This window comes from Sulfitobacter brevis (assembly GCF_900112755.1).
Lineage (GTDB): Bacteria > Pseudomonadota > Alphaproteobacteria > Rhodobacterales > Rhodobacteraceae > Sulfitobacter > Sulfitobacter brevis.
In genome coordinates this window covers 206198-223821 of sequence record NZ_FOMW01000006.1, presented here as the reverse complement: position 1 = coordinate 223821, position 17624 = coordinate 206198, and the positions used below count along the sequence as shown (strand labels likewise).

The following is a 17624-nucleotide window of genomic DNA, read 5'->3' as shown; positions in this document are numbered from 1 at the left end:
GGTCATCCCGCCAAAGCTGTTGTAGCAATGGGCAGGCATTGCTATAATTAAACAAGTGTTCATTTCTATGAACTTTGAGGGGGAACCACCGATGGATTTCGCGCTGAGCGACGAACAAACCGCAATTTTTGACATGGCCTATGCCTTTGGTCAGGAACATATCGCACCCAATGCGCAGAAATGGGAAAAGAACGAGTCCATCCCGAAGGAGTTGTGGCCGCAGATAGCCGAGCTTGGGTTTGGTGGGCTTTATGTTTCTGAAGATGCGGGCGGTTCGGGGCTTTCGCGCCTTGATGCGACCCTCGTTTTCGAAGCGCTCAGCATGGCCTGCCCGTCCGTTGCTGCGTTCCTGTCGATCCACAACATGTGCGCCAAGATGCTCGATAATTTCGCCAGCGAAGAATTGAAAGCGCGGATCATGCCGGATGTGCTGAGCATGAGCACGGTGCTGAGCTATTGCCTGACTGAACCCGGCTCCGGCTCTGACGCCGCAGCCCTCAAGACCAAATGCGAGCGTACCAACGAAGGCTACCGCCTGAACGGCACCAAAGCATTCATCTCCGGCGGCGGCTATTCCGACGCCTATGTCACGATGGTACGCACCTCGGACGACGGGGCAGCGGGCGTCTCCACAGTCTACGTCGAGGACGGCACCAAAGGGCTCAGCTTCGGTGGTCTGGAAGATAAAATGGGCTGGCGCAGCCAACCGACCGCGCAGGTGCAGTTTGACAATTGCGACATTCCTGCGGGTAATCTGGTTGGAGAAGAGGGAAAAGGTTTCAAATATGCGATGATGGGGCTGGATGGCGGCCGTTTGAATATCTCCGCTTGCTCGCTGGGTGCTGCACAGACCGCATTGAACGCGACACTGCAATACATGGGCGAGCGGCAGGCATTCGGCAAACCCATCGATCAGTTTCAGGGGCTACAATTCCGGCTCGCGGATATGGAGATCGAGCTTCAGGCGGCCCGCACCTTTCTGCGCCACGCGGCATGGAAGCTCGACACCGGCGCGCCGGATGCGACCAAATTTTGCGCGATGGCTAAGAAGTTTGTCACCGAAGCAGGCAGCAAAATCGTTGATCAATGCCTGCAGCTGCATGGTGGCTATGGCTATCTGGCTGATTATGGCATCGAAAAGCTGGTGCGCGACTTGCGGGTACACCAAATTCTTGAAGGCACCAACGAGATCATGCGCGTGATCGTTGCCCGTGACATGCTGAAAAACCGATGAGCGATATTTCGATCCGCAATGTCGGCCGTGCGGGGCGCATCACCCTGAACCGCCCTAAAGCTTTGAATGCGCTGACCTATGAGATGTGCCTCGCCATTGAAGCAGCGCTCGATCAATGGCGCGATGATGAGGCTGTAGCACTCGTCGTGATCGACGCCGAGGGCGACCGGGCCTTTTGCTCGGGCGGCGACATCGCCGAGCTTTATGAACGCGGGCGCGCTGGGGATTTCGCCTATGGCCAGAAATTCTGGGCGGACGAGTATCGGCTGAACTACAAAATATTCAGCTATCCCAAGCCTTTCGTGTCGTTTCTTCAGGAATTTACGATGGGCGGCGGGGTTGGCATCGGCTGCCATGGCTCACACCGTATTGTTGGTGAAACCAGCCAGATTGCCATGCCGGAATGTGGCATCGGCCTGGTTCCTGACGTGGGCGGCAGCTTGCTTTTGGCGCTCGCTCCCGGGCGCTTGGGCGAATACCTAGGTATCACGGCCGTCCGTATGGATGCGGATGATGCTATCTTTGCAGGATTCGCCGATCATTTTATCCTGCAAGATCAATGGCCTGACATCATCAAATCACTGGAAGAAACGGGTGTGGCGGATGCCATCACTGCTGCCGAAAAATCCCCACCCAATGGCACATTGCGCGACCAGCAGGCACAGATCGACGCGCTCTTTGCCGGCGAAGCTTTGAGCGATGTCCTTACCGACCTGCGCAACGACGACAGCGACTTCGCCGCCGACGCGCTGAAAAAGCTGCAACGCAATGCGCCCCTTTCGATGGCCTGCACGATCGAGATGCTCCACCGCCTGCGCGGCCCCTCCCTCACGATGGAGAAGGCCTTGGATCTGGAGTACCGATTTACCTACCGCGCGACAGAGCATGGGGATTTCCTCGAAGGCATCCGCGCCGCTATCATCGACAAAGATCGCACGCCGCAGTGGCAGTTCGCTGGCACAGACGTGCCCACTGCCGCCGTGGGTAAGATGCTGCAACCACTGGGCAAGAATGCCCTGAACTTGAAGGACACCGGCATGAAAAATTTGACAATCGGCTTTATCGGTCTGGGCAACATGGGCGCGCCGATGGCCGCTAATCTGGCGAAAGCGGGCCACAAGCTGCGCGGCTATGACGTCGCAGGTACGACCGCCGAGGGGGTTGAGGCTGTCGCCGACATCGAAGCCGCCGCAAAAGGCGCGGATGTGGTGATCACAATGCTGCCCAATGGGTCCATCCTGCGGCAGGTGGCAGCGCAGGCTATCGCGCATATGGCCCAAGGTGCCTTGTTCATTGACTGCTCCACAGTGGATGTGGAAAGTGCACGCAACACCTCCCAAGCTGCTGAGAACGCTGGGATACTGGCAGTTGATGCACCGGTATCAGGTGGCATCGGCGGCGCTTCGGGTGGCACGTTAACCTTTATGGCTGGCGGGACCGAAGCTGCCTTTGCCAAAGCCAAGCCATTGTTTGACATCATGGGCCAGAAAGCCGTGCACTGCGGCGACGCGGGTGCGGGACAGGCTGCTAAGATCTGCAACAACATGATCCTCGGCGCCACAATGATCGCCACCTGCGAAGCCTTTGCCTTGGCAGATAAACTAGGGTTGGACCGCGAACGCATGTTTGACGTGGTGAGCACCTCGTCGGGCTATTCGTGGTCAATGAATGCCTATTGCCCTGCCCCCGGTGTCGGGCCGAAATCTCCTGCAGACAACGGGTATACGCCCGGTTTTGCTGCGGAATTGATGCTCAAAGATTTAGGTCTGAGCCAGCAGGCTGCCGAAGTTGTAGACGCCGATACGCCTATGGGGGCGCTGGCGCTGGAGCTTTATAAGCGGTTTGTAGACGAAGAAGACGGCAAGGGCCGTGATTTCTCTGCGATGCTGCCGCGCTTTGAGAAACGTAGCCGCAACGGGTAATTTCAGACGGGCGTAGGGTAGTCGCTGGCGGCAGTCTGCAGAACTGGAGGGATCTATGCGAAGTGGCATTTCGCAGCGGGGATGCAGCATCGGCGGGTCTGCGCCGTTAGATCGTTGGCTGACGTCCCTGACGGAACCAATGCAGTTTGGATTTGTTGAATGATAACGCCCCCTGTTCAAGGAATTTTTCCATGCGTCATCTTTTGACAACTGCACTGGTTTCCACCAGCCTCGCCACCGCATCCTTTGCCGCGCCGCTTTCCGCTCCCTCGCAGGGCGCAAACTTTTTTGCGTCCGAACTAACAGCGCAGGACGCGCAGATCTGGCTCGCCAAAGACGATAAGGGCAAAAAGGATAAGAAAGACAAAAAGAAGCATAAGAAAAAAGATAAGCAAAAGCATAAAGACGCCAAGCATAAAGACGCCAAGCATAAAGACGCCAAGAAAAAGAAGTCCAAGGACGAAAAGCATGTTGAGAAAACGCTGAAAGAGGCTTCAAAAAACTATAAAAAAGTGAAGATTGACCGTGATAGCGATGAATATCGCGTACGGATTGATGATGTACTGAAAGCGAAAGCACCCGAAGGTCGCGATATGGCCTTGCTCGCCGGCGCTGCCGCTCTCGGATTTCTGGGCCGCGACGTGCTGATCACAGACGTTGAACCAGATCAACTGGTTACCTATCGCAATTGCCCTCCGGGCCTTGCGAAGATGGACCCACCCTGCGTACCGCCTGGCCTCGCGAAAAAGGGTGTCACCTACGAGGAATGGGTCGCCTATGACGAGGACAAAATCGACGGCGTCTGGCACGATCAACGCGAGACCTATTTACAAGACCGCGAGGTGCGCGAACTGGAGGATGTCGACACACTGTTGCTGACCTCCGAACAAATCGCCACGCTGTTCAACATCTCCCCTGCACCGCAAGGCCAGCGCTATGGGCTGATCGACGGGATGCCCGTCTTGCTTGAGGAAAAGGACTACGATTCACTTTTGCTTATCAATGAACTGGCGGGTGTATCCGACCTTGAGCCCGGCTTGACTGTGGCACCGACAGCCGCGCTCACGCAGGAAGAACTGCGTCGCCTGTACCGCCTGCCCGAGCCAGCAACGGGTCACAATTACGCGGTATTGAACGGCCAGTTGATCACCTTGGAGGACAGTGCGTACGAAACGCTGCAGATGATCCGCGTCGCAAGAGCGTTTCTATAACATCTGATACCTAAGACGGGCACTAAGTGCCTGCTATGCCACTTAAAGAAAGGCCGCGTAGCATATGCTACGCGGCCTTTCTTAACTTTCGATAGAGAGGAAAGCGTTTATTCCGCTGCGACCTGACGCTTCTTAAGCATCGGTTTCAGGTACTTGCCCGTGTGGCTCTCCGGCACTTCTGCGACTTCTTCGGGTGTCCCAGTGGCCACGACCTGACCACCGCCATCGCCGCCCTCCGGGCCGATATCAATGATGTAGTCGGCTGTCTTTACCACATCGAGGTTATGCTCGATCACGATGACCGAGTTGCCCTGATCGACCAGCTCATGCAACACTTCCAACAGCTTACGCACGTCCTCGAAATGCAACCCAGTCGTCGGTTCGTCGAGAATATAGAGCGTACGTCCGGTTGAACGTTTGCTCAGCTCCTTGGAGAGCTTGACGCGTTGCGCCTCGCCGCCTGAAAGGGTCGTCGCCTGCTGACCGACCTTGATATAGCCCAGCCCGACCCGCATCAGCGCATCCATCTTGTCACGGATTGACGGCACCGCGGCGAAAAAGCCCTGCGCGTCTTCCACCGTCATATTCAGCACATCCGCGATTGAGTTCCCCTTGAACTTAATCTCCAGCGTCTCGCGATTATAGCGCGCGCCTTTACAGGTCTCACATTCGACATAGACATCCGGCAGGAAGTGCATCTCGATCTTGATGACCCCGTCACCCTGACACGCCTCACAGCGCCCGCCCTTGACGTTAAAGCTGAAGCGTCCGGGCTTGTAGCCGCGCGCCTTCGACTCCGGCAGTCCGGCAAACCAATCACGGATCGGGGTGAAGGCACCGGTATAGGTCGCAGGGTTCGAGCGCGGCGTACGGCCAATCGGGCGCTGGTCGATGTCGATGACCTTGTCGAGATGTTCCAGCCCTTTGATCGTTTCGCAGGGGGCCGGTGTTTGACGCGCGCCGTTGAGATTCATCGAGGCGGTTTTGAACAGCGTTTCGATGGTCAGCGTTGATTTGCCGCCCCCTGAAACGCCCGTCACACAGACAAACTTGCCCAGCGGAAAATCGACCGTGACGTTTTGCAGGTTGTTGCCTGTGGCCTTCACCACCTGAATTTTCTTGGCCTTGCCTTTGCCTTTGCGGCGGGTTGCAGGAACAGCGATTTCCCGCACGCCGGTCAGGTACTGTCCGGTTACCGAATTGGGATCGGCAGCGACCTGTGACGGGGTGCCGTGGCTGACCACCTGTCCCCCATGCACACCCGCACCCGGACCAATATCGAAGACGTAATCCGCCTCGCGGATCGCCTCTTCGTCATGCTCGACTACAATCACGGTATTGCCCTGATCGCGAAGGTTCTTCAGCGTCAGCAACAGGCGATCATTGTCGCGCTGGTGCAACCCGATGGAAGGTTCGTCGAGCACGTAAAGAACCCCAGTGAGACCAGAGCCGATCTGGCTCGCCAAACGGATACGCTGGCTCTCGCCACCGCTTAAGGTGCCGCTTGAACGGGCGAGTGTAAGGTATTCTAAACCAACATTATTTAGGAACCCGAGCCGCTCACGAATTTCCTTCAAAATGGCGCGGGCAATCTCGTTTTTTTGGTGAGTCAGGTAGTCCGGCACTGCCGTGCACCAATCATAGGCCTCCTTGATCGACATCTGCACAACATGTCCGGCGTGGAGCAGCTTATCGGCACCAGCGTTCGACGGGCCGATTTTGACCGCCAGAGCTTCGGGGCGCAGGCGAAAGCCCTCACAGGCCCCGCAGGGACGGTTGTTCTGATAGCGCTCAAATTCTTCACGTATCCAGTTGCTATCGGTCTCGCGGTAGCGGCGTTCCATGTTCGGGATCACGCCCTCAAACACACGGCTGACCTCATAGACCCGCCCGCCCTCGTCATAGCGGAACTTGATCTCTTCCTTGCCGGATCCACGCAGAAACACCTCCTGCACCTTCTCGGGCAGGTCTTTCCAGCGAGTCTGCTGGTCGAACTGGTAATGCTTGGCGATGGCTTCAATGGTTTGCTTGAAATAGGGCGATTTGCCCTTGCGCCACGGGGCCAAGGCACCGTCGTAAATTTTTAGGTTCTGGTCGGGCACCACAAGACGCTCGTCGAAGAATAGCTCGACCCCCAACCCATCGCACACGGGGCACGCCCCGAAGGGCGCGTTGAACGAGAACAGACGTGGCTCGATTTCGGGAATGGTAAATCCACTGTCCGGACAGGCAAATTTTTCAGAGAATGTGTGGCGTTCCGGCTCGCCCTCAGCAGGCGCGGTCTCCAGAATTGCAATGCCGTCCGCAAGGTCTAGCGCGGTACGCAGACTGTCGGCAAGACGGGTTTCAAGCCCCTCGCGGACCACGATCCGGTCAACGACAACATCGATGTCATGGCGGAATTTTTTATCCAGCGTCGGCGGCTCGTCAAGGTCGTGAAATTCCCCGTTAACCTTGATGCGCTGAAAGCCGGTTTTACGCAACTCGATGAATTCCTTGCGGTACTCACCTTTCCGGTCGCGTACGATGGGGGCGAGCAAATAGGCGCGCGTGCCCTCCTCCATCGCCATTACACGGTCGACCATATCCTGCACCTGCTGGGCCTCAATCGGCTTGCCGGTCGTCGGGGAATAAGGCGTGCCCACGCGGGCAAACAGCAGCCGCATATAGTCATAGATCTCGGTCACGGTACCGACCGTCGAACGCGGATTTTTCGAGGTGGTCTTTTGCTCAATCGAGATCGCAGGAGAAAGACCCGAGATGTGATCTACATCGGGTTTCTGCATCATATCAAGGAATTGACGGGCGTAGGCCGACAGCGATTCGACATAGCGCCGCTGCCCTTCGGCGTAAATTGTATCAAACGCGAGCGAAGATTTCCCCGACCCCGACAGGCCGGTGATCACAACCAACTGGTCGCGCGGGATATCTACGTCGATATTTTTGAGGTTATGTTCGCGCGCGCCGCGTACCTCGATAAACTTCTGCTCAGCCATCACATGCCCCCGTTAACGCATCGTACATAGGGTGCTGATAGGGATTCTCCAATGGCAAATTGAGAACCAACAGTGAACATGCCTATCTCCGGCGGAAAATACCCAGTATCAAGTGCGCCGCAAGGCCCCCCATAAACGCGATCCCTGCAAAAAGCGGTAGCGCGTTGTAGCCAATTGCTGCCAGTCCGGCCGCCATCACGGGCGTGCCGAGCGTATTGCCGATGTTGCCCATCTGCGCCATCGCCCCGTTGGCTTGGGCCTGTGCCGCTGGCGTGGTGTTTAGCTGCGGCACGGCAGCAAAGCTTGCACCTTGGATCAAACCCATTGCCGCGGCGAGTGCCAGACAGGCCGGCAGTGCACTGGGGGCGGCCCAAAGCCACAGCACACTGAGGGCGGAAAAGCCAAAGCCTAGTTGAACGACCCGCACCGCTGGCAGGTGCCGCAACAGTATGACCCCGAGCGTCATGGAAACGGCCATGCTGGTTAACAGCATGGCCCCCATGATCATCGCGCGGCTGCCTTCGGGCAGATATGGCGGCAGGACTGTGAGGATTGATACGAAGCTGAAAGTGTAAAACAGCCATCCCGCCGCAGGAGCACTGAGGCGCGGGGAGCGATAGATTGTGAGGTGATCGCGGATGATTTGAGCGAAGGAAAACGCAGGTTGCGCGGCTTCGCGCGGTAGCGCCTGCAACCGTGACGACAAATGGATCGCAAAGACCGCCATATAAGCCGCGTGCGCGGCGAACAACACGGGCAAGCCATAAGCAACCGCTAGGGGTCGCCCAGCCCAAACAAGGATGGCAAAGGCGACGCCAAAGAACGTCCCCCACAGGGTCAAGGTAAAGCCGCGGTGCCGATCCGCGCTGAGCTGCGCGATCAGCGTAGGCGCGGCAACCACGATCATAAGATGCGACGCGCCCTCTATCACCCGCGAGGCCAGCATCCACTCCAGCGATGGCAGTGTCGCCTGAAATGCCGACACAACCGCCCCGCCCCACAGCGCCCAAAGCAGCGCCCGCCGGTACCTGACCCGCGCGACGACCAGCCCCGCAACGACGCCAAGAAGGATGCCCACAAAACCGACCAGTGAGACGACAAATCCGAGCGCTTGCCCTTGATCCGGATAGACTTGCGGCAGCAGGTCAAAGACGACGCTCATCTTGCCGTACTGCGCCGCGGCACCGAGACCGGCGCCCCAAAGGGCAAACACAAGTGGGAAAGATGTGTACGAAGGTGCTGTCATGTTAAGGTTTCAGGGACGCTTGCGGCGAAAAGCAGAGCACCGAAGCATGACCCGACACGAGATCAGATTTTCTGAGCCAAGGCCCATGCGCAGATCGGCATCTTCGGGTCATTCTTGATATTGTCGGTTTCTTTGTCATATGTCGGCGGCCACGGCTCTTCGAGATTGCGCTGTGCGACATGGCGGTTGCCCCATTGCTCCGCGACAATCGCCTCTTCGCTAAACCCGCCTTCGATCAAGAGGTTCTTTAGCCCCCGCGCCGACCAGCGTGAATTATCTTGCGGTGCGGCATGAAGCGGCACGAAAAATGGCACCGCGATCCAGAAATATCCTCCGACGCGCAGCATCTCGTAGACATGGCGCGTTGCCGCATAGGGCCGGTCGAGATGCTCCCAAACCTGATTGGCCATGATCAGATCAAAGGCACGCGTCTCGCCCGCCTCATTGCGGTACGGCCCTTCGCAGATGTCATATTCGGGATAGCGAAATTGCTCATAGGATTTGAAGTCAAACATCTGACCCCATTTGCCTGAAATCTCGGCCACCTCCAGCAAAGGCGGCTGTAGCGCCTGAATCATCCGGCGGCTCGAGGGTTGCATGACGACGCGATTAAGACTGACCATCCCGCTGGTATGACACCATAATTCGGCACCGTCTAGTATCTTGAACCCTGCGCAGCACCCTGTCCGGCGGAGCCCGGAAATACGCTTTGCCCATTGAAAAGACCATCATCCGCAACGCGCACCAGAAATGGCGTCGCGCCTTGGCGCGTCTATTGGATCACGCCAAGGCAGGTCTCACATGTGGATGACGCGGCCATAGGCATCGAGGACGGATTCGTGCATCATTTCGCTCAGCGTTGGGTGCGGGAACACGGTGTTCATCAGGTCTTCTTCAGTGGTTTCCAACTGGCGCCCGACGACATAGCCCTGAATCAGTTCGGTCACTTCCGCGCCTATCATATGCGCGCCCAGCAACTCGCCGGTTTTGGCGTCGAAGATAGTTTTGATCATCCCGCTTTCTTCGCCCAAAGCGATGGCTTTGCCGTTACCAATAAAGGGGAACTTCCCGACCTTAATCTCATAGCCAAGCTCTTTCGCCTTAGCTTCGGAATACCCGACCGAGGCGACCTGCGGGTGGCAATAGGTGCAGCCTGCAATCGATTCGGGCTTTACCGGATGGGGATGTTTACCAGCGATCAACTCGGCAACCATAACGCCCTCATGACTGGCCTTATGGGCAAGCCAGGGCGCGCCCGCGATGTCCCCGATGGCATAAAGCCCGTCGACGCCGGTACGGCAGTAGGCGTCGGTAACCACATGGGTGCGGTCGATCTTCACGCCCAATTCCTCAAGCCCCAGATCTTCGACATTGCCGACGATACCTACGGCAGAAATCACTGTATCAAAGTCATGCTTTTCGATCTTGCCGCCCACTTCGATATGGGCAGTGACCTTGTCTTTGCCACGGTCAAGCTGCTTGACCATCGCCTTTTGCATGATTTTCATGCCCTGCTTCTCAAAAGCCTTATTGGCGAAGGCGCTAATGTCGGCGTCCTCGACGGGCAGCACCCGGTCCATCACTTCGACAACTGTCGTGTCGGCCCCGAGCGTATTGTAAAAGCTGGCAAATTCGATGCCAATTGCGCCCGATCCGATGACCAAAAGCTTCTTGGGCATGTGCGGCGGCTGCAAGGCGTGTTTATAGGTCCAGACCTGTTTGCCGTCGGCCTCCAAACCCGGCAATTCACGCGCGCGGGCGCCAGTGGCGAGGATCACGTTTTTGGCAGTTAACTCGTCGGTGCCCGCTTCGGTCTTAACACTGACCTTGCCTTTGCCGATCAGTTTCGCCGCGCCCATCACAACGGTGATTTTGTTTTTTTTCATCAGGCCGCCAACGCCGCTGGTCAGTTGCTTGGCCACCTTACGTGAGCGCTTGACCACCGCATCCAGATCAAAATCGATGCCGTCCGCCTTCAGCCCGAATTCCTTGGCGCGGTGCATCAGGTGGAACACTTCGGCAGAGCGCAGCAGCGCTTTGGTCGGGATGCAGCCCCAGTTGAGACAAATGCCACCTAAATGCTCGCGCTCGACCACTGCGACAGCCATGCCGAGTTGTGCGGCGCGTATCGCCGCGACATAGCCTCCCGGCCCCGCACCAATGACAATCAGATCAAACGATTTCGCAGCCATATGAGGACCTCGCAGCAGGCGTTGCAGAACTAGTTTAACGGTAAACTAGTTCTGCGGGGTTGAAAACCCGTCTGCGTGTCTGGCTGGAAATCGGCGCGCTTAGGCTGCGACGCTTTGGAAATCGCGCAGGGTGCTGCCGTATCCGCCCTTGTCAACATAGGCGGCTTCGGCTGCGGTAGCATGGCGACCCAAGGCGCTATTGCGGTAGGGAAAGCGGCCAAACTGGCGGATCACTTCGCGGTGCGCACGGGCGTGGAGCAGGTTGGTACTGGTTTTTGGCATCCGTTCGCAAACCAGCCGCACGCAACGCTCCTGATCACAAAGGTTTTCCGAATGCATCAGCGGCAAATAGAAGAACTGCCGCGCAGGCGGGTCGATCTTCATATCCCACCCCTTGTGGATTGCCGATTTCGCCACCGCTAACGCGATACCGTCACTGGCAAAGGCGCGCCCCGAATTACGAAACATATTGCGCGAAAACTGGTCTGTTAGAATCAGATAGGCCAACGCGCCAGAGGGATAGGTCAGCCAGAGGGAGTATTTGCCCTCGCAGGCTTCCTCCCACATCGGCAAGAAGCGGTCGCGAATGGTCTGGTCCAGATCCTCGCGTACGTCATACCAGCCCTTGGGGCCAACCTCATCAAGCCAGAATTGCAAAATCTGTTCAGGGCCTGCCATAGTCTTTCCTGTTCTATTAGCGCGGTTAATTCACCCTAAGCGCATGTCCACCTTACAAAAAACTCACGTTTTATATCAGCAATGACATATGCCCTAAGGTCAAGCGGTGTTTTCGGTTTCTTGCTCTTGGTCGTTCTCTGTCTCAATGCTGTATTCCTGTGCGATTTCAACCGCAACGGCAGTGGCGGAGGGATAAATCGGCACATAGTTGCCAGTTTCATCCACAGGCACACCGGCACGGCGGGTCGAGCGGTAGGCGCCGTAGCCCGCCAGCGCGACAAAAAGCACCGCCGTGAACAGATAAAACCCGCCCGGCCCAAGCGCGGTGCCCATCATCCAGCCGGTAATAATTGGCCCCAAAATCGCCCCTAAGCCGTTGATAAATATCAACCCGCCTGATGCTGCGGCCATGTCTTCGTGTTCCAGAAAGTCGTTGGTGTGCGCGATCAGCAGCGAATAGAGCGGATTGGACATGCCCCCCACAATAAAGGCGGAGACGAGGAGGATGGGAAATTCATGCCCCATCATCATCCCGAGGATCGAGCCGCCCGCCCCGACCAATGAGGCGACTACAATCAGCCCGCGCCGGTCCATCCGGTCCGACACCCAACCGATGGGATATTGCAAGATCACGGAACCCACAAAAAACATTGCCACAAACATCGAAATTTGCGCGACGCTCAGCCCCGCTTCGGCGCCATAGACCGATGCCATACCGAATTGCGCCGAAAACACGCCGCCCAGCAGGAACATGCCGACACATCCCAAAGGCGAAAAATCCATCAAGGCCCGCAGGCTCATCGGTTTGGTGGTATCGAAGGCCGGCGTCGGACTGATCGACAGCAAAATCGGCGTCACGGCAAGGCTCACAAGGATCGACGGGATGACGAAAAGCACGAAGCCGGAGGGATCAGCCGTCAGCAGTAGGGCCTGCGCAATGACGATCCCCAGCGTTTGCACGATCATATAGAGCGACAACGCCTGCCCGCGGTTTTCATTGGTCGCCGCGTTGTTGAGCCAGCTTTCCGCCGTGACATAAACCGCAGAAAAGCAAAACCCGATCAGCACGCGGCCCAAGGACCAGACCACCACGTTCGGGAATGTCGGGTAGAGAATCATCACCGCCGAGATCATCGAGGCGAGCGCTGCAAAAACCCGCACGTGGCCGACCCGACGGATCATCCTCGGCGCCATGCGCGAGCCACCGAGAAAGCCGACAAAATAGCACGACATGACGATCGACATCTGGAACGTCGAAAATTGTTCAATGCCGCCGCGGATACCCAGCAAGGTGCCCTGCATGCCGTTGCCCACCATCAGCAGACACATCCCCAACAGCAGCGCCCATGCGCTCGACAGAACCTGAAACATCGCCCGAATCCTTATACCGGTCAGGTCCCTCCCTGAACGTCTTGCCCGATCAAGTCACCCCCTTGGGACGACGTTTGCGGGCACGTTTACGCCTTTGGCAAAAGCAGCGATGAATCGCCGTAGGAGAAGAAGCGGTATTCTTCCGCAATAGCATGGGCATAGATCGCCCGGATAGGCGCAGGGCCCATCAGCGCCGAGACCAGCATCATCAGTGTCGACTTTGGCAGGTGGAAATTAGTCATCAGCGCGTCAGCGACCCGAAACTCGAACCCCGGCGTGATAAAAATATCGGTGTCGCCCTGCCAAGGGGTAATCTCACCGCCACGCGCTGCGGTTTCAATCAGCCGCAGCGCGGTGGTGCCGACAGGGATCACCCGACGACCCTGACGCTTTGCGGCGGCGATGCGCGCCGCTGCGTCCTCGCTCACCTGCCCCCATTCGGCGTGCATCTTGTGCTGGCTAACGTCATCGACCTTGACCGGCAGAAACGTCCCCGCGCCGACATGCAGGGTGACATGAACAAACTCAACGCCCAGATCTTGCAGCCGCGCCAACAGTTCGTCATCGAAATGCAACGAAGCTGTCGGGGCCGCTACGGCACCGGAATTTCGGGCGAACACGGTTTGGTAATCGGTCATGTCCTGCGCATCGGCGGGACGTTTCGCCGCGATATAGGGCGGCAGCGGCATCGAACCTGCCCCGGCCAGCGCAGTGTCAAAATCTTCGCCTGCGCAATTAAACCGCAAGTGGCCCTGCCCGTCGGCGGTGCCCTCCAAGGTGGCGCTTAATTGGTCACTAAAGACGATTTCCTCGCCCTCATGGACCTTGCGCAGCGGTTTGAGCAGCGCGGACCACGTGCCATCGCTGCGCGGCTCCAGCAAAGTTACTTCGATTTTGGCGGTGACGGGGCCTTGTTTGCTGTCGCGGCGGCGCTGGCCGCTTAGCCGTGCGGGGATCACACGGGTATCGTTCAGCACCAACAGATCACCGGCGCGCAGCCAGTCGGTCAGGTCGCTTACGCGGGCGTCATGGATCGTATCACCATCGGCGACCAGCATCCGCGCCGAGGTGCGCGGTACCGCAGGGCGCGTGGCAATCAGCCGTTCCGGCAGGTCAAAGTCGAAATCCGAAAGCTTCACTATGGCGGCTCCGTTGGGCGGCGGGTTGGTGCGACGCAGCGCACCTTTGGCGATGCGGCCTGCTATCGCACCGCGCTAGGGCGCGTCCACCGTCAAAAACGTGCAGGCACGGGTGTCGAACCGCCTACCGACCTTCGAAATCAAAAGGGGTAGCTGGTGTTGGCGCAGGCTGGGACACAGCAGGCGCGGTTGTGGGCGCCGTGGAGGGGGCTGGTGCTGTGGTTTGCGGGCTGTTTGAGGGCGGCCGGGTTGCAAGCGTCGGGGAGGTTGGCGCAGGTGCCGCCCCCTCCACATTTGGCAATTTGGGCGGGGGCCGGCGAAAGATATCGCGAAACATGCCCGGCGTCAGCGCCGACAGCGGGTTGATCGACACCGACGGCGATTTGGCCGGACCAGTCAGGCCATAGTTGAATCCAATCAGGCCTTCGCCCTTGCGGGTCAGCACCGAGCCAATTCCATTGAGCAAATACACAGGGCTGATAACGCCCTGCATGTCGATCATCCCGCTATCAAGCGCGTAGACGCCATCCATCGACAGCCCCAACGATGCGCCGACAGCACTTGCCTCCGTCAAGGTCAGCCGGTTCGGGGTGAGCCGGAACTTGGCCTCGACCTCGTCAAAATATATCCCGTCGCCATTAAGCTCGTTAACCAACCCCACCACGGACACCGCATTGACCAAAGCCGCGATGCCGGGCGCGTCTTTGACTGCGACGTCGCCCACTGTCAGCAACCCGTCAAATGCACCGCCGGTGCCGACTGGCAGCAGGATCAACGATAACTGTCCGCCGGCCACCTGATTGAGCAGCCCTGCTCCGCGAAGGACGCCGCCCGCATCTGAGGAGAGCAACTGGACTGCGCTGCGCCCGTTTTGCGGCAGCACCCTGCCCTGCACCGGCACCGTTCCGTTGATCCGCGCCTCAAAGCTGCCATCGAGCCCTCGGGCGGTATCGAAATTGCCGCGCAAACCCGTCAGGGCGATGGTGTCGGTAATGCGAAGCTGGTCGAGTGTGACTTGCATCGGCGGGGTTTTCTGGCCCGTTGGCTTGGATTTGCCAAACTCCGCGCGGCGCAGATCCAGCGCACCGCCGCGCAGCACCACTTGCACCGGACGCCCTTTGCCCTGCCCGACCAGATCAACCGGCACATCGAGCCAGTCACCCAGCCGCACCCTGTCAAAGCGGAGCCGCTCCATCGTGCCGCCCTCCCCGAGAGAGACCGACCCCGTGGCGCTGAGGCCCGCGCCCTCGACATGCAACCGCTCGACCTGCGGCACCGGGCCAAGGGTGCCCGACAGCTCAAACTTGCCAGCACTGGCGGCAGGTTTCACCCACGACAGTTGCGGCACAGCCACTTTCAGCCCGCGCAGATTAGAGGAGAGCGCAAAACGCGGGACGCTGCCTTTTTGCAGATCAAGGGTTATATCCGCCGTGCCCGCCCCGGCGATCGTGCCCGGCGGCAAGCTGATGTTGAAAGCCTCAAGGGCGTCGGGACCAAGGGCAAGCTGGCCCTCCAGCCGGCTTTTGCTGGCTCCGGGTCCGATCGGTTGCGCCCAAGCACCCTTTACATCGACGCCGTCAAGCTGCGCAGCCCCCGAAAGATTCAGCGCGCGATTATCCACATTCACTGCGATTTTCGAGGCGGTCAGCCTGCGGCCCTTGATAAGTTTTTCGGTCTTAACCGCCGTCAGATCGCCAGTGAAATGATAGTTGATTGCATCAGGCTTGGTGCCTTTTTTCAGGGGCAGAGCGATGGTCCCCTCCATCGCCGCACGACCGTTCATCAGATCGATCGGCAGCTTGGCCTTTTGCATCACGCGCATCGGCTCCACGTCCAGCAATGCCAGCGTCGCGGTTACGGTTGAACGGGTTTCAAGCCGGATGACTGCCGGCGGGCCATCCTTGACGGTGATGTCCGGCATGATGAACGAACTGCCTGCCAGCGTCACCGCCCCGCCCTGCGGCGCAACCACCTGCCCCGAATCGAGCGAAACCACCAAACGCTTGTCGACGATGCTCATGTGGCCACGGCCTTGGGTCACCGGCGGCATCGTTTTCATAAACCGCACGCTGGCGTCTTGATAATCAAAAGCCAGATAGACTTCGGGCGCGGCATCGGGGGTTCGGCGCAGAGCGACGTCGATATCCTGCAAAGTGCCTTCGATCAGATTTTCGGTCAGCCACTTGCGGGTTTTGAAACCGATGCCTTCGGGCCAGAGCGATAGGATACGCTCGGGCCGGATGCCATCCATCCAGCCATTCAGCGCGATGCGCCAGCCCGCGGGCTCCGCCGCCAATTCACCATCGACCAGCAGAGTCTGGCCCTGATCGGAAATTTGCAAACGCCCCAATTGCACCCGAAACGGATTGAGGCTGAGTTGAAAATCAACATCCGCTTCCTCAAGCGTTACGGGATCGGCGTAAAAGCTGCGCGGGCTGGCGACAAGATCACGCAGGTTGAACTGGCCAACCAGATCGGTGAGCGGGCCGCCCTTGCCAGCGGTGCCCAGCACGGCGCTGCCACTGGCCAGTCCGGTGATCCACTTGCTTTGCACCGAAACCTCATCGAACTGCAAAACCTGATCTGCGGGGTCATAGCTGAAATAACTGCGCGCGCCATCAAACGGGATCGGCGTGGTCTGATTGTTGGGCTGCACCACGCCCGCGCCGATCTGCAAGGTCGCGTTGAGCGGCGCAAACCGTCCCGATGGCTCGATCCCGCTGCGCACCGCGCCCGAGATCGGCGCACGCAAGACGTCGAGCCAAGCAAATACAGGGGCTTGGGCGGCGATATCGCTGGCAGCAACCCCTTCGAAGGACACGCCAAACTCGGCGGCATGTTCGCCGATCCGGCTGGTGTAATTGGCAGAGAGCGTCGCCGCTTCGGCTCCGCCGCTGAGCACGGCAAGATCCGCCCCGATGGTCAAATCGTCGCCTTCTCGCGCCAGCAACAGCCGCCCGCCATCGATGGTCCATGCCCGTTTGGACCGCGCGTCCTCATAACGGATGGTCAAGGCGCGAATTTCGGCGCGGGCCAATGCGCTGAGCGCAGGCGTGGCCAGCAAACGGTCCACCTGCCCGATCAGTTGCGGAATGCTGGCGGCTTCGCTCGCCGGTGCGGCGGTGCCGGTACCTGCGGTCAGCGACACACGCCCGTTCGTTCCCCGCCTCAAAGTGACAAAGACCCCCGAGAGGGCGATATCGCGCGGCTGCACCAGTCCGTCGAGCAAGGGGCGCATGGCAAAGCTGGCTTTGAGTTCGTTAAACCGTACAATCTCGGCGCCCGAAGCGGCATTGACCGCCACATCGCGCAGCCGCACACGCGGGCGCCAGCCCTTGTCCACCACCAGCGTCATCTCGCCAAACTGCACACGGACTTGCGGCAGGGCTTCGGCGATGCGGGTCTCGATGCGCTGCTGCAACCACTCTGGCGTGGTGATCGGCCGCCCTGTCAGATAAATTATGCCACCCGCAGTCGCCGTGCTCAGCACCAGCACGACGGCCAAAAGCCACATCCCTGCGCGGCGAAGCCGGCGGCGGCGGGGCGGCGCTGAAGACCGGGGGGGAATTTGTGTCATGAGTCTGGTGGATTCGCCTCTGAGGCCTTGGCCCTCGCCAATTTCGCCTTACTATGTC

At 58.8% G+C, this 17624-nt stretch carries 11 protein-coding genes and 1 pseudogene; 4 read left to right on the top strand and 8 right to left on the bottom strand.

All coding sequences use genetic code 11. The features are described 5' to 3' along the window. The first annotated feature begins 91 nt into the window (after positions 1 to 91). The 4 genes and pseudogenes from BM174_RS10330 (at position 92) to BM174_RS10320 (ending at position 4367) form a co-directional block, all read left to right on the top strand. The gene (locus BM174_RS10330) at positions 92 to 1234 is read left to right on the top strand and encodes an acyl-CoA dehydrogenase family protein (RefSeq protein WP_093923770.1); all 1143 of its coding nucleotides are present in this window, start codon (positions 92 to 94) and stop codon (positions 1232 to 1234) included. Beyond that, positions 1231 to 2199 (top strand): annotated as a pseudogene (locus tag BM174_RS21660) (enoyl-CoA hydratase/isomerase family protein); the annotation flags it as partial. The gene BM174_RS10330 and the pseudogene BM174_RS21660, both read left to right, overlap by 4 nt. A gap of 72 nt (positions 2200 to 2271) precedes the next feature. Beyond that, the gene (gene mmsB, locus BM174_RS21655) at positions 2272 to 3156 is read left to right on the top strand and encodes a 3-hydroxyisobutyrate dehydrogenase (protein WP_342742060.1); all 885 of its coding nucleotides are present in this window, start codon (positions 2272 to 2274) and stop codon (positions 3154 to 3156) included. 191 nt (positions 3157 to 3347) lie between these two features. Continuing rightward, entirely contained in the window at positions 3348 to 4367 is a 1020-nt protein-coding gene (locus tag BM174_RS10320; protein WP_245766321.1) for a transketolase, read from the top strand. 107 nt (positions 4368 to 4474) lie between these two features. Here the strand turns inward: BM174_RS10320 and uvrA are convergent, their stop codons facing one another. From uvrA to BM174_RS10280, 8 genes are all read right to left on the bottom strand, one after another. After that, complete coding sequence (gene uvrA, locus BM174_RS10315) at positions 4475 to 7363, bottom strand: excinuclease ABC subunit UvrA (RefSeq protein ID WP_093923768.1); 2889 nt, start codon at positions 7361 to 7363, stop codon at positions 4475 to 4477. 82 nt (positions 7364 to 7445) lie between these two features. After that, positions 7446 to 8609: an MFS transporter gene (locus tag BM174_RS10310; RefSeq protein WP_093923767.1), complete on the bottom strand. Its 1164-nt coding sequence runs from the start codon at positions 8607 to 8609 to the stop codon at positions 7446 to 7448. Between the two features lie 62 nt (positions 8610 to 8671). Then, positions 8672 to 9208: a methyltransferase domain-containing protein gene (locus BM174_RS10305; RefSeq protein WP_245766320.1), complete on the bottom strand. Its 537-nt coding sequence runs from the start codon at positions 9206 to 9208 to the stop codon at positions 8672 to 8674. A 198-nt stretch (positions 9209 to 9406) separates the two neighbouring features. Then, entirely contained in the window at positions 9407 to 10801 is a 1395-nt protein-coding gene (gene lpdA / locus BM174_RS10300) for a dihydrolipoyl dehydrogenase (RefSeq protein ID WP_093923765.1), read from the bottom strand. Positions 10802 to 10900: 99 nt separating this feature from the next. Continuing rightward, the gene (locus BM174_RS10295) at positions 10901 to 11479 is read right to left on the bottom strand and encodes a DUF924 family protein (protein ID WP_093923764.1); all 579 of its coding nucleotides are present in this window, start codon (positions 11477 to 11479) and stop codon (positions 10901 to 10903) included. A 99-nt stretch (positions 11480 to 11578) separates the two neighbouring features. After that, positions 11579 to 12850, bottom strand: coding sequence for an MFS transporter (locus BM174_RS10290; RefSeq protein WP_093923763.1), 1272 nt, complete (start codon positions 12848 to 12850; stop codon positions 11579 to 11581). Positions 12851 to 12936: 86 nt separating this feature from the next. Then, positions 12937 to 13989, bottom strand: coding sequence for a tRNA preQ1(34) S-adenosylmethionine ribosyltransferase-isomerase QueA (gene queA, locus BM174_RS10285; protein WP_093923762.1), 1053 nt, complete (start codon positions 13987 to 13989; stop codon positions 12937 to 12939). Between the two features lie 124 nt (positions 13990 to 14113). Then, positions 14114 to 17566, bottom strand: a complete 3453-nt coding sequence (locus tag BM174_RS10280; protein ID WP_245766319.1) for a YhdP family protein — start codon at positions 17564 to 17566, stop codon at positions 14114 to 14116. Between the last annotated feature and the right edge of the window lie 58 nt (positions 17567 to 17624).